At 49.7% G+C, this 13,045-nt stretch carries 15 protein-coding genes; 12 read left to right on the top strand and 3 right to left on the bottom strand.

Annotated elements, in window-relative coordinates:
- Positions 1–104: 104 nt before the first annotated feature.
- Genes ACMVP2_RS22990 through ACMVP2_RS22955 form a run of 8 tightly spaced genes read left to right on the top strand, consistent with a single transcriptional unit; the run spans position 105 to position 6,718 of the window.
- Complete coding sequence (locus ACMVP2_RS22990) at positions 105–1,322, top strand: aminotransferase class I/II-fold pyridoxal phosphate-dependent enzyme (RefSeq protein ID WP_416865277.1); 1,218 nt, start codon at positions 105–107, stop codon at positions 1,320–1,322.
- Positions 1,319–2,281 carry an NAD-dependent epimerase/dehydratase family protein gene (locus tag ACMVP2_RS22985; RefSeq protein WP_416865276.1) on the top strand — a complete coding sequence of 321 codons (963 nt, stop codon included), beginning with the start codon at positions 1,319–1,321 and terminating at the stop codon, positions 2,279–2,281. Before ACMVP2_RS22990 ends, ACMVP2_RS22985 begins: the two co-directional genes overlap by 4 nt.
- Before the next feature lie 3 nt (positions 2,282–2,284).
- Complete coding sequence (locus ACMVP2_RS22980) at positions 2,285–3,415, top strand: hypothetical protein (protein WP_416865275.1); 1,131 nt, start codon at positions 2,285–2,287, stop codon at positions 3,413–3,415.
- On the top strand, positions 3,412–4,185 hold the full coding sequence (locus ACMVP2_RS22975) for an SDR family NAD(P)-dependent oxidoreductase (protein ID WP_339794687.1): 774 nt from the start codon (positions 3,412–3,414) through the stop codon (positions 4,183–4,185). Before ACMVP2_RS22980 ends, ACMVP2_RS22975 begins: the two co-directional genes overlap by 4 nt.
- Complete coding sequence (locus ACMVP2_RS22970; protein ID WP_339794686.1) at positions 4,182–4,646, top strand: hydroxymyristoyl-ACP dehydratase; 465 nt, start codon at positions 4,182–4,184, stop codon at positions 4,644–4,646. Before ACMVP2_RS22975 ends, ACMVP2_RS22970 begins: the two co-directional genes overlap by 4 nt.
- The gene (locus ACMVP2_RS22965; protein WP_416865274.1) at positions 4,633–5,913 is read left to right on the top strand and encodes a beta-ketoacyl-[acyl-carrier-protein] synthase family protein; all 1,281 of its coding nucleotides are present in this window, start codon (positions 4,633–4,635) and stop codon (positions 5,911–5,913) included. Before ACMVP2_RS22970 ends, ACMVP2_RS22965 begins: the two co-directional genes overlap by 14 nt.
- Before the next feature lie 20 nt (positions 5,914–5,933).
- Positions 5,934–6,188 (top strand): acyl carrier protein, encoded by a 255-nt coding sequence (locus ACMVP2_RS22960; protein WP_152000267.1) that lies wholly within the window; start codon positions 5,934–5,936, stop codon positions 6,186–6,188.
- A complete protein-coding gene (locus ACMVP2_RS22955; RefSeq protein ID WP_416865273.1) occupies positions 6,185–6,718 on the top strand; it encodes a 4'-phosphopantetheinyl transferase superfamily protein in 534 nt (177 codons plus the stop codon). Before ACMVP2_RS22960 ends, ACMVP2_RS22955 begins: the two co-directional genes overlap by 4 nt.
- Positions 6,719–6,736: 18 nt before the next feature.
- Here ACMVP2_RS22955 and ACMVP2_RS22950 read toward each other — a convergent pair whose 3' ends face one another.
- The 3 genes from ACMVP2_RS22950 to ACMVP2_RS22940 all read right to left on the bottom strand — a co-directional run bounded on the left by ACMVP2_RS22950 (position 6,737) and on the right by ACMVP2_RS22940 (position 10,281).
- Positions 6,737–8,947 (bottom strand): DUF6851 domain-containing protein, encoded by a 2,211-nt coding sequence (locus tag ACMVP2_RS22950; protein WP_416865272.1) that lies wholly within the window; start codon positions 8,945–8,947, stop codon positions 6,737–6,739.
- 90 nt (positions 8,948–9,037) lie between these two features.
- A complete protein-coding gene (locus tag ACMVP2_RS22945) occupies positions 9,038–10,039 on the bottom strand; it encodes an isoaspartyl peptidase/L-asparaginase family protein (protein WP_416865271.1) in 1,002 nt (333 codons plus the stop codon).
- 119 nt (positions 10,040–10,158) lie between these two features.
- Positions 10,159–10,281: a hypothetical protein gene (locus tag ACMVP2_RS22940; RefSeq protein WP_416865270.1), complete on the bottom strand. Its 123-nt coding sequence runs from the start codon at positions 10,279–10,281 to the stop codon at positions 10,159–10,161.
- Positions 10,282–10,386: 105 nt separating this feature from the next.
- On the opposite strand from ACMVP2_RS22940, the gene ACMVP2_RS22935 reads away from it, so the two are divergent.
- The 4 genes from ACMVP2_RS22935 (at position 10,387) to ACMVP2_RS22920 (ending at position 12,988) form a co-directional block, all read left to right on the top strand.
- Positions 10,387–10,761: a VOC family protein gene (locus ACMVP2_RS22935; protein ID WP_416865269.1), complete on the top strand. Its 375-nt coding sequence runs from the start codon at positions 10,387–10,389 to the stop codon at positions 10,759–10,761.
- A 95-nt stretch (positions 10,762–10,856) separates the two neighbouring features.
- On the top strand, positions 10,857–11,204 hold the full coding sequence (locus tag ACMVP2_RS22930) for a YciI family protein (RefSeq protein WP_416865268.1): 348 nt from the start codon (positions 10,857–10,859) through the stop codon (positions 11,202–11,204).
- Between the two features lie 13 nt (positions 11,205–11,217).
- Positions 11,218–12,444, top strand: coding sequence for an RNA polymerase sigma factor (locus tag ACMVP2_RS22925; RefSeq protein ID WP_416865267.1), 1,227 nt, complete (start codon positions 11,218–11,220; stop codon positions 12,442–12,444).
- Positions 12,445–12,556: 112 nt separating this feature from the next.
- Entirely contained in the window at positions 12,557–12,988 is a 432-nt protein-coding gene (locus ACMVP2_RS22920) for a hypothetical protein (protein WP_416865266.1), read from the top strand.
- Positions 12,989–13,045 lie beyond the last annotated feature (57 nt).

Below are 13,045 nucleotides of genomic sequence, written 5' to 3'. Positions count from 1 at the left end.
TCTAAATGCAGTTTATTCTCGTTCTCCCAACACCCTTTGATTGGAAGATGTAGGTTAATTGTGTTACTTCACAGGCCCAGCCGTGACAATGTTTGTTGTAGACTATGAATGACAAATTGAGAAAACGTACGAGTACTTACCAGGAGCCTCAAAAGGTAAAAAGACTTGGTCAGTATCCTTTCTTCCGCCCTATTGAGTCAGAGCAGGGCACAGAAGTAACCATCGACGGTCATCAGGTGCTTATGTTCGGATCGAACAGCTACCTGGGCCTGACCAACCACCCCAAAGTCATGGAAGCCTCAGCGGCTGCCATAAAAAAATACGGTACAGGCTGTGCCGGTTCAAGGTTTTTGAACGGCACACTCGATCTCCATGTGGAGCTTGAGAACAGGCTGGCGAAGTTCCTGAATAAAGAAGCGGTATTGGTTTACACCACGGGCTTTCAGGTAAACCTGGGGGTTATCCCCTGCCTCACCACCAAAGAAGACACCATCATTCTCGATGAGTTTGACCATGCCTCCATCATAGAGGGCAGCAGATTGTCGTTTGCCAGAAAACTGAAATTCAGGCACAACGACATGGACGCACTGGAGAAAAAACTCCAGATGTGCGATGATTCGCAACTGAAACTCATCGTTGTCGACGGTGTGTTCAGCATGGAAGGTGACATTGCCAACCTGCCTGAAATTGTGCGGCTGGCCAACAAATACGGAGCCACCATCATGACCGATTGTGCCCACGCCATTGGTGTGCTTGGGAAAAACGGTGCCGGCACCTCCAGCCATTTCGGTCTCGACAATGAAGTCGATCTCATTGGCGGTACTTTCAGTAAGTCGCTGGCATCTATTGGCGGTTTTGTTGCCTCAGACGCCGACACCATCAACTACCTGAAGCACCACTCCAGGGCCCTCATCTTCAGTGCCAGCATGCCAGCTTCTACAGTGGCATCGGTGCTTGCCGTGCTGGACTTGCTCGAAAGCGACGACTCCCTGATAGCAAAGCTTTGGGAAAACACCCACCATGCCCATAGGCTTTTCAGAGACTACGGTATCGATATTGGCAAGACAGAAACGCCCATCATACCTATCTACGTCCGAAATTTTATGAAGACGTTTGAGCTCACCACCGAACTCTTCAAAGCCGGGCTTTTCGTCAATCCTGTTATTCCACCAGCTGTAGGCCCCGAAGACACCATGATACGCTTCAGCCTGATGGCGTCTCACTCCAAAGAACAAATTGATATTGCAGTCGAAAAAATCTACAAGACCATGAAAAAGCTTGGCATCGAAACGTTGCAGGACAAGAACATGGCTGCCCATTGAAAGTCCTCGTCATAGGAGCCAGTGGCTTCATCGGAACCCATATCGTAAGATACGCTGTTAGTCAAAAGCATCAGGTAGTGGCTGGCGTGCGAAAGTCGTCGGACACCAGCCAGCTGCAAAATCTGCAGGTTCCTTCTACTGTTTTCAGCTACCACTCCGGAGAGTTGCTGCAAAAAGAAATGGAGGAGTTGAAACAACTCTATGGCACTTTCGACCTGATCATCCATAACGCAGGGCTCACCAAGGCATTTGATCCGGCTAAACTTTTTGAGACCAATCAGGTGCTCAGCGTGAGGCTGGCCGGTTTGGTGGAGAGTGTGCAGCTACTATCCAGCAGCGGTAAGTTTGTGTACGTCTCCTCGCTGGCCGCCAGAGGCCCCTATGGCGTGCTAAAGCCAGTGACCAATTATGGCAAAAGCAAACTATTGGCTGAGGAACAACTTTTGAAAATGTCGCTCCCGTTAGTCATTGTAAGGCCCACCGCCGTATTCGGGCCTGGGGATGCTGCCTTTCTCAAGCTGTTCAAGGCCATCAAAATGAATATTGCTCCTTTGCTTGCCAAGCCAACACAGCAGCTAACGTTCATTTTTGCCAGAGACCTGGCGAGGCTGCTGGTGGACTACGCCCCTGCCCAGCCGGACAATACCATTATTGCAGCTACAGATGGGAAAAACTACGCTCCCGGCGAGTTGTATAGCAGCATTGGGAATAGCATTGGGAAAAATCCGGTTACTATCCGCATTCCCTCTTTTATCATGATGCCTTACGCCCACGCCAATGAGTTCTTTGCCAAGATTTTTAAGGGGCAGCCAGTACTTACGCCCGAAAAGATGAATGAGCTTACAGCCGACTGGGCAATTGCAGAAGAAGATGTCACGCCAAAAGATTTTATTTTCACATCTTTGGGTGATGCGTTGAAAGAATCTGCCGAGCATTACAGACAAAACGGCCTTCTGTAAATTATGTCGATTGAAATTAGGGAAGTAAAAACCTCCAAAGATTTAAAAGCGTTCATAAAGTTCCCCTTCAGGCTTTATAAAAACCATCCTTATTGGGTACCACCGCTCGTTCAGTTCGAAGAAAGCACACTCAATAAAGACAAAAACCCCGCATTTGAGTACTGCTCCGCTGCCTATTTTCTGGCTTACAAAGGAGACGAGATTGTCGGACGGATCGCAGGCATTCTCCACGGCACAGAGCTGGAGGAAAAGGCCCTGGTAAGGTTTGGCTGGGTAGATTTTATTGACGACAGGGAAGTATCAAAGAAGCTCATCCAAGCTGTTGAGGATTGGGCCAAATCAAAAAATGTGAAGGCTATTCACGGACCAATGGGCTTTACCGACCTTGATTTTGAAGGCACCCTCATTGACGGATTTGAAGAAATAGCCACACAGGCCACCATCTATAATTACCCTTATTACAAAGAGCATTTTGAGGCCCTGGGGTTTGAAAAGGCCTGTGACTGGGTGGAAGCCAGGGGTACTGTGCCCAGTGAGGTTCCAAGAAGACTAAAAAGAACTGCCGAAATTGTTGAAGGCCGCTTCAAATTCAAGGTAAAGGAGTTCAAGACAAATAAGGAAATGTTGGTTTACGCCAATAGCATCTTTGAAATTTTGAATGAATCGTATGCCAACCTGTACGGCTACTACCCACTGACTCAAAACCAGATCAACTACTACGTTAAGCAGTATTTTGACCTCGTGAGAAAAGAGTATGTGAGCGTGGTTGTGAATGACAAAGACGAGGCGATAGGTTTTGCCATTTGCTTTCCTTCCTTCTCGAAGGCGTTTCAAAAGGCAAAAGGTTCACTCTTTCCATTTGGCTTTTATTACGTGCTGAAAGATTTTTATTTTAACAAAACCCTCGACATGTTTCTCATTGGGGTGAAGCCCGAATATCAAAAGCTTGGGGCAAATGTTCTTATCTTTAGAAGCATGTTAGATAATTTCATTAAAACAGGAGCTACCGACGTAATGACGGGCCCAATGCTCGAAGAAAATTTCAATGTGCTTAATCTGTGGAACGACTACACCGGAGAAGGTAACCGGCTTGCCATCCGCCGAAGGTGTTTCATTAAACCGATACAGGCATGAGCAAATGGGCATTGATCTTAGGAGGTTCCTCAGGGATAGGCCTGGCTACTGCCCGTAAGCTGGGAAAAAGTGGATGGAACCTGCTTGTCGTCCACAGAGATCGCCGCTCAGTGCTGGGCGATATTGAAGCTGCATTTAAAGAAATCCGGGAATCAGGCGCCCAGCTAATCTCTTTCAACTTCGACGCCACTAGCCAGGAGAAAATCGACGAACACCTGCCACAGTTCAGGAAGGCCCTGGGTGATGCCAATATCGACCTGATGCTTCATTCGGTTTCCCGCGGCAACCTGAAGCCATTTGTTTCAAAAGACGGCCCGGAACTTAACCTCCAGGACTTGCAGCTAACGATTGACGCCATGGCTCTCAATGTGTTTACCTGGGCCCGCACGCTTTTGAAAAACAACTTCTTTGCCAAACCTGCCCGCATCATCACACTTACTTCCATGGGGAACGACCGGGTGTGGGAAGGCTACGGTGCCATTGCGCTGGCAAAATCATCCCTCGAAACTTTGAGCAGGTACCTGGCTGTGGAACTGGCCCCACACAACATCAGGGTAAATACCATACAGGCAGGAGTGACGCTCACACCCTCTTTGAAAATGATCCCCTCCTACGAAAAGATGATCGAGTTGGTCACCAAAAACAACCCGATGGGCAGAATGACGACGCCTGAAGACGTGGCAAATGCCATTTACCTCCTATCTTTGGATGAAGCCAACTGGATCAACGGAAGCACCATTCATGTGGATGGGGGCGAGCACCTATTATGAGCGAACTCTTTGCAGCTATTATTCAAAAACTACCCTACAGCCCACCTTTTTTGTTTGTGGATGAAATACTCAGTGCCGACGAAAACTCCATTAAAGGAACCTATAAGCTAAAAAAGGATGAGTTTTTTTACCAGGGTCATTTTCCTGGCAACCCTGTCACTCCTGGGGTCATCATCACCGAAGTGATGGCACAAATTGGCCTGGTTTGTTTTGGCATGTACTTAAACCACACCAGCAGCCCTGATGGGATGGATGGAAAGGTGCCTGTTTTCACCTCCTCCTGCGTTGATTTCTATTCGCCAGCCTACCCTGAGCAAACACTTGAGGTGACTTCCTCCAAAATTTATTATAGATTCGGTAAGTTGAAGTGCCGAATCGAATGCCACAACAGAGACACTAAGCAGCTGGTTTGCAAGGGCGATCTCTCTGGCTTACTAGTGAATAAAAATGAGCTTAAATAGAAGAGTAGTCATCACCGGACTTGGCGTTGTGGCGCCGAATGCCACAGGGAAAGAAGCTTTTGAGCAAGCCTTGCGAGATATGAAGTCCGGCATTGCCAAAATACCCGTTTTGACTGAGCACAACCTGGGTTGTCAAATCGCTGGTGAACCCGAAGTGTCAGAGGAGTACAAGCTGAGTCTTCTCCCTCAGCTCCTCAACAAAATGCTCGACAACCATGGCGTGATCTATGGCTGCCTATCGGGCCTGGAAGCCTGGAAAGATGCGGGCCTTACTATTGATTATGAAAAATTTGATCCTGAACTAGGCATCGTCTTCGGAGGTGGTGCACTAAGCATGGATGAAAGCATTGGCCCACGCTTCGACCTGGTGAATGCCGGACAAGTGAGAAAGCTGGGCACCAAAACCATCACTCAGTCAATGAACAGCGGCGTGAGCGCCTACCTCAACGGCATGCTGGGAGCAGGCAACCGGGTCATGTCCAACTCTTCTGCCTGCAGCACCGGCACCGAAGCCGCCATCATAGGCTATGAGCTTATTAAAAGTGGCAAAGCGAAGCGAATGCTGTGCGGTAGCTCCGAAGGCAAAGGCAAGTATATATGGGGAGCCTTCGATTCCATGCGTGTGCTTTGCAGAGACTCCAACGACAACCCTACATTTGGCTCAAGGCCGATGAGCAGCACATCATCAGGGTTTGTGCCAGGCGCTGGAGGTGGAGCGCTGGTGCTTGAAGAGCTCGACACGGCCCTTGCCAGAGGCGCCCGAATTTATGCGGAGATTCTCGGAGGCGACGTCAACTCAGGCGGGCAAAGAATGGGCGGATCCATGACAGCCCCTAACTCCGCCGCCGTGCAGGCTTGCATCAAAAATGCCATCAAAGAAGCCGGAATCACCCCTGAGTCTATCGACCTCATTTCTGGTCACCTCACCTCCACCATGGCCGACCCTATTGAGCTCAACAACTGGGTGGAAGCACTCAATATTCCCGTCGCTGATTTCCCTTTGATAAATGCCACCAAATCAATGATTGGGCACTGCATTGCCGGAGCAGGCGCAATCGAGTTAGTGGGATGTGCCCTTCAAATGCACGGCAAATTTGTGCATGGCAACCTCAATATTGAGGAGCTTCACCCCGAGATTCTGAAGATCATTCCGGCCGAGAAAATCCCGAACCTTACTGTGGAATCCAACCTCAACATTGTGGCTAAAGCCAACTTTGGCTTTGGGGACGTGAATAGTTGTATTATTTTGCGGAAGTTTTCCGCCTAAAAACCTTACCAACCGCCCCTATGACCAAAGATGAGATCAAAGCAGAAATCAAAGGTGTTATTGAACCCTACGTGATGCAAAAAGAGTTACTGGACAACCTCTCCGACGAAATACAACTCATTGGTGATCTTAAAATTAACTCTGCCCACGTGGTGGACATTGTGCTCGATATTGAGGAAAAATACGATATCACTATCGACGATGAGTCTATCAACAAGATGAATACGATTGGCGAAGCGATTGAAGTGATCCTGGAAAAAATGAAAAAGGATTGATTGGAGTTGACATTGTTGACCTGACCGACCCACTTCTCAAACCCCGTTCCCGAAGAGAAATAAGGTTTATTTCCCATCCCAACGACCATTGCCCCAAAGGCACCGACGAACAAACACACTACTGGCTGCTCTGGGCTGCCAAAGAAGCAATATTTAAGGCAGAAAGATCAAACCAGGCGTTTTCGCCCAGCGAAATCGAAGTAGTTTACTCCGAAACGGTTGGCGACAGGCTGCGCTACCGTGGAAGATGGCTGAATGAAATCAACGGCTATTCTATCCTGAAAAAAGACAATATCATTTCTGTAGCAACTAACTCAAATATAGCAGCGGTGAAATGGAAGACCTTCATGCTGAATACGTCAAATCAATCTCAGGAACTTCGTGATTGCTTTCAAAGAGAAATGGGTCCAGGTTATCAAGTGTTATCGGATGCGGCAGGTTTGCCAACGATAAAACACGATGGTACCACCACACCAGCAAGTGTCAGCCACCACCACCATTTGGGCATTGTGGCCTGGATCGAAAGCTAAAAGCCAATGCCCCCCGCCTTACTCAATAATGACCTTGTGGATCTCCGAGGTGCTGCCGGAATTGATGCGCAGCAGATAAAACCCAGGCTTCAAACCCGCAACATCAAGATCGAGGGTTTGCCCGGCCCATGCAGCCGAAAGCTCGCTGGCGGCGACGGATGCCCCCTCCATGGTAATAAGCTCGGCCCGAGCATGCGACATACGATTGTTAAATGACAGCGTCAGAGCGTTTCCCCGCTGCACAGGGTTCGGGTACACCGTCACCTGGTTTTTCACCAGCTGGCGCTCCTTCAAGCCAGTAGTGACACCGTCAAAAAACCTGTTGGCAAAGTTAAAAGCATCAATTCCTATTTCATGGCCCATCATTCGTCCACGGATATCATCCATAGGCGGGTGAATGCCACCCCATATCCTTGATAAACTACACTGATCGGAAGCGTCCTGGTACCTGGCCCATTGGAGCACCACATCGGCGCTCGGGCCTTCTTCAAACACCAGAAACTCATTTTTCTCCGCATCAAATTCACCCATACCACCTGGAAAATATTCGCTGCCCGTTAGCAAAGACAGCACTTCGGCTGCAGCCCTTGAATAGGTGCTATGCCCTGAAACATAGCCTGCGAAAGGTGGTGTAACGAACGACGGTCGCTGATAAGGCCACCAGTAGTCCGCCAGGATCCAGTCAACACCTGCGTCGGTCGTGGCCGGATCGAATACATACTGCGGCCCCTTCCACGCCTTAAATTTTATTTTACCAACATTTTCTCTGTTCGGCCCTGCCAGTGGGTCACCAGCTTTCACTGACTCTATCAGTCCGTCATACAACTTAAACCCGCCGGGATCATACCTCGGCAACTTGGGATCGGAGGACTGGCCAACGCCGGACAGCCAGCGAATAGCAGACACCGGTCTGATATAGTCATAGTATCCTTTGACACTCCATGCGGCAATGGCTACATCGTGCATGGTGCCTCCAAGGATAAAATAGGCTTTGATATCCCATTCGAGGTCATCCAAAACCTCTCCCTGCCCCATGAACTTCTTCACCAGTTGCGGGTGGTCGTTTACATAATTGAGAATCACAAACCAGTGCCCCGGCGGTGTTTCAGAGCTGGGTCCATCGGCCCAGAATTCGGCCAATACCCTAGTATAATCTCCCCTGGCTACTATTTGAGGCTCGTATGGCTCTCCGGTGGCTGGGTTCACGTCATAGCCCTTGCTTATGTCTCCCCCGTTGGCAAAATCATAGAAGGCCGGATAGTCTTCCATTTTTGTCGGAAGCTCGGCGTAAGCTATGTTGCCAAGAGAGGCGGGAGAAATGTCCCACATCACGCCGTCGGACGGATCGAGGTGAGACGACCAGGCAGCCACCAGGCTGAACGTCCACACATAGGCTGCCATGGCCTCCTTATCGTCTTTAACATAATAAACGGGCGGGCCCGGGTCGTGATACACCAGGTACTCGTCACCGTCTCTCTCATGTGGGGTGAAATGAAGCGCATTCATAGAAAACGGAGTGACATTGCCCCACTCGGGGCTCAAAAACGGAATATTGCCACCTGGAATAGGGTTTCCGCCCTGATCGATAAACGCACCAAGCTCCAGCGACTGCCAGCGATTGGGGTCTTTCAAATTGGGATTTCCCGGCATCAATGGATTCAGCGGCTTATCGTTGAGGGGAGCATAGTACTGATTGGCATATAAATTCGCTTCGTTAGAGCCATCCTGCAAGCCGAACTGAATCACTTTTTCGGCTATATAATTACCAAGTGCCGCCGGGGAGCCGGTTGAGTAGTCGGTGGATGTAAACGAAAGCGAATAGCCGCTTTCCTGCATCTGTTTGTAAGCGGCCAGGAAGATATTCTGGGCTCCGGGAGAAAAGGCAAAACGATGACTGATCAATCTGTAGGCTGCATAGCTAATGGCCTCCTCCTGAGCGGCCCTTCGGTCTTCTGGCGCCTGTATGCCATCGTAAGGGAAATAAAAATCTCCATGATACCGCCCCAGAAAGTACAGCTCTGCCTTCTCATCATAGGCCGTCCAGGCATCGTACATGGCGGCAGAGATGTGGAAAAGATTGCGAGCATGAACAGTGGGCCTGGCAAAGTCATTCCTGACGGCCTCAAGCAGCACTTCATTCCACTTCCGGGCAATAGAGTGATCAGTTTGCCTGGCGAATGTGTTTGCCCCTGTTATCCAAATAGCTAGTAAAAAGAGAATACGCCTCATCTCATGCAATGACACTTTTGTACCAAAATAGGTTGACTACTTACTCAAAAAATGTTTCAATAACTTACCAGGTAAACAATTCTTATCAGTTCAATACTTACTCACGGCATCAATCAGTGTATTGCCATTGTTGTTGTACACAGCAAAGTTGAAGCCTTTATGGATAGCGTAGGAGCCATAGTTGCCAAATTTGTCCAGCGCCAAAAAGCCTACCTGCAGATCGGCGACGGATGGGTGCTTGGCGGCAATACGCTCTACAATGGCTTTGCAGGCCTCTCCAGGACTCATCCCATTCCGCATCAGCTCCACCACCATGGCACTGCCTGCCACCCGGATCACTGCCTCTCCTAACCCAGTAGCACAAGCGCCACCTACTTCGCCATCAAGGAAGAGACCAGCGCCGATGATCGGAGAGTCACCAATACGGCCGTGCATCTTCCAGGCAGCCCCGCTGGTGGTACAAGCGCCTGCTAGTCGGCCCTGGCTGTCCAAAGCCAGCATGCTAATGGTATCGTGGTTTTCAATATTGATGACCGGCTTGTATTCTGCCGTTTCCAGCCATTTCTCGTAAGCCTGTTTCGACTTTTCTGTCAACAGGTTCTTTTTTTCAAACCCCTGCTCCACCGCAAAACGCTGAGCACCCTCTCCTACCAGCATGATATGAGGAGTCTCCTCCATCACCTTGCGAGCTACCGAAATCGGGTTTTCAATCTCTTCCAAAAATGCTACCGAGCCACAGCGGCTGTCATAGTCCATGATGCACGCATCCAGCGACACCACGCCATCCCTGTCGGGGAAGCCGCCCAGGCCAACCGTTTGCACCTCAGGATCTGACTCTACGACCCTCACTCCGGCCTCTACCGCATCGAGGCTGCTACCGCCCTGACTCAGCAGCTCCCAGGCCTTTTCATTGGCGGGCATGCCATGCGCCCAGGTAGCGATAACAATGGGCTTTGTGCCAGTGGTGGACGGGTCTGGCCCGGCTGCCTGCTTCGGCTCACCTTTACTGGCACACGCCGCCAATGACGACACGCCCAGCACACCTGCACCAAGGGCAGACTTGCGAATAAAATCTCTTCTGTTAGAGGACATAGACTTCGGTTTGTAACGATGTTTCGAAACTAGTAAGATTTTCAATTAGACTAAACCTGTTTCTTTAAATATGACATCCCCTTTGCTTACGGAATGGCGGTACTCCTGTGTACAGCCCTTTAGTTATAGTGAACAATATGCAAATCGGCTACTACTGGCACCGAGCCGTCGGTAACGGCCATTTCGTAGCGGAGCGGAGAAATCTTATCCTCCGTGTTCCCTGCATGGCTTCTCGTTCTCACTCCTCCAACCTTCTAATTAGCAAAAAACTTTCCTCCCACTTGTCCCCTTTCCCAAACCCGGCCTCGTCATAGGGCAAATCATGTTTCACCAAAACGACTAACAAGATGAAAAATGCAATTAACTGGTTTGAAGTGCCAGCCAAAGACTTCGACAGGGCCAAGTCATTTTACGAGCAGGTACTGGATGCAAAAATGGAAACCATGTCGATGGAATCAATGGGCATGACCATGGCGTTCTTCCCGGCCGACTGGGAAAACGGTGTAGGCGGCGGCATTGCCTTCGGTCCTGGTAGCGAACCTTCCGACAAAGGAGCGCTGGTGTACCTTAATGGCGGCGACGACCTGACAACCCCGCTGTCGAGGGTAGAAAAGGCCGGCGGCAAGGTCATCGTGCCCAAAACGTCCCTTGGGCCCAACGGCTTCATGGCGCAGTTCATCGACACGGAAGGAAACAGGGTGGCCTTTCATTCGAGAAACTAGCAGTATATTGAAGCAATCAGGCCGATAAAGCGTAAGCTTTTAGATGGCAAAAGCGCTGGAATTTAATACATTAGAAACCATTTAACTTTTATACGATGAAAGAATTCATGATGATATTTATAGGTGCCAGCTACGACGAGCTGGGCCTTTCACCAGAAGAAATACAAACCCAAATGGGCAGGTGGTTTGCCTGGGGTGACAAAATGAAGGAACAGGGCATTTTGCGAGGCGGCGCAGCACTTTATGCCACGGCCAAGCGGGTCTCCGGGCCTGACAGGATAGAGTCCGACGGGCCGTTTGTAGAAAGCAAGGAGCTTGTAGGGGGCTACTACACCGCCGCCGCCAACAGCGTAGAAGAGGCCGTGAAGATTGCCCAGGATTATCCTGACTACCACCTCGGCGGAACAGTAGAAATTCGTGAGGTAGTGAAGTTTGACAGGTAAGCAGCCCCATAGCATGGTCGACCATCTTTTCCGGCATCAATACGGAAAGCTGGTCGCCATTTTGTCCAAAATCTTCGGTCTCGCCCACCTCGAGCTGATTGAAGATGCCATTCAGGACACCTTTTTGCAGGCCTCGCTTAAGTGGCGGGAGGCCCAGCCCGACAACCCGGAAGCCTGGCTTACCCAGGCAGCGAAGAACAGGGCCATTGACCTGATGCGGCAGATCAATGCCCAAAAGCAGCGACACGAAAAAACAGTCCATGGCGCTGCAACCCTCGAAATCAATGAGTACTTTCTCGACCACGAAGTGCAGGACAGCCAGCTGAGGATGCTTTTTGTAGCCTGCCATCCCGGGTTTTCCAGGGAAGAGCAAATTGCCTTTGCCCTCAAGGCCATTTCGGGTTTTTCCATGAAGGAAATAGCCGTGGCCCTGCTCCAGAAAGATGAGACCATCAAAAAACGGCTGATGCGGGCCAGGAAAAAGATTCAGGAGCTCACCATTACCCTTGACTACCCCGCACCCAACGAGATCGACGGCAGGCTCTCAGCGGTGCAGCAGATCATCTACCTCATTTTCAACGAAGGCTTCCACTCCACCAAGCTCAATCAGCTCATCGACAAAGACCTTTGCGGTGAGGCCCTGCGCCTGTGCAAGCTCCTGCTGGTGAAGGAGCAGTTCAGGTCAGGCAGCCTTTACGCCTTATTTGGGCTGCTGTGCTTTCACGCCTCTCGGCTCGACTCCAAGATTGTGGATGGTAAAATAGTAGACTTGAAGCACCAGGATCGCTCCACCTGGCACTTCCCCCTCATTGTGCTTGGCAACGACGCCCTGAACAAAGCCATGCTGTACCCCGACCGGTCTATTTACCACCTGGAGGCTGGCATTGCGGCTGAGCATATCAGGGCCATCAAGTTTGAGAATACCAACTGGCAGCAGATCATCGACTACTACAACGAGATGCATGACCTGATGCCTTCCGACAGCATCCGGCTTTCCCGGGCCATTACCTACCTGCAAATGGAGCGGTTGGCTGACGCCAAAAAGGAGCTCGACACTATCGATGCTGCTGCCATGAGCAAGCGCACCTACCTCCTCCACGGCACCTACGCCGAGTACCACGCCAAAAACGGCGAGCCCACCCAGGCCCTTGCCGCCATCGACAAGGCCATTAGCACCTGCACCAATAGATTGGAGAGGGAATATTTGGAGGGGAAGAAGGCGGGGATGACAGGCATGTAGTGCTTGAAGCAGTCAGATTTTGACTTTTTGTATTGCTAGATAATATGGTAGATTGGTGGCGATAAAAGAGAATATGGGTGGTCTATATTCTTTTGTTACCTACCATACCTGAATGACGGAAAAGATCAGGCTGAATACAATCTTAAAACTCACTGCTGCAGGTACTTTCTTTCTGCTTGCCGCTAGGCCAACTTTTTGGCTAATCAACTCAGACCAACTAACATTTCTGGATCGCCAACTTTCACAAGACAATTTGCCAAGCCTACTAACACAATATTTTTATATCAAGGTTTTAATCGTGCTAATGATTGTAGTTCTAAGCTTGATTCAAAATAGAAAAACTGATCAATCCTATTTGAACTCTCTGGTAGTGGGCATGATCATCATACTACTGGCTAGATTCGATTTATTTCATGCCTCAGAAATGATTCTCACAGGCCTTGCTTTTGGTGATTTTGAAGCATCCTTGTTGGTTATGATAACTCTGGCCAACTCGTTGGGATTAGCTACCTATTGGCGGACATTAGCTATTGCTACTCACTAAATATGAAGCATCGTTTTGTCTTATTTATATCTGTTCTTTTCTTTAGCTGCAATCAAA

Origin of the sequence: Imperialibacter sp. (genome assembly GCF_048007035.1) — a bacterium.
In the GTDB taxonomy this organism is placed as follows: Bacteria; Bacteroidota; Bacteroidia; order Cytophagales; family Cyclobacteriaceae; genus Imperialibacter.
The sequence above is the reverse complement of the archived record's forward strand: the minus strand, read 5'-3'. Positions and strand labels throughout refer to the sequence as shown.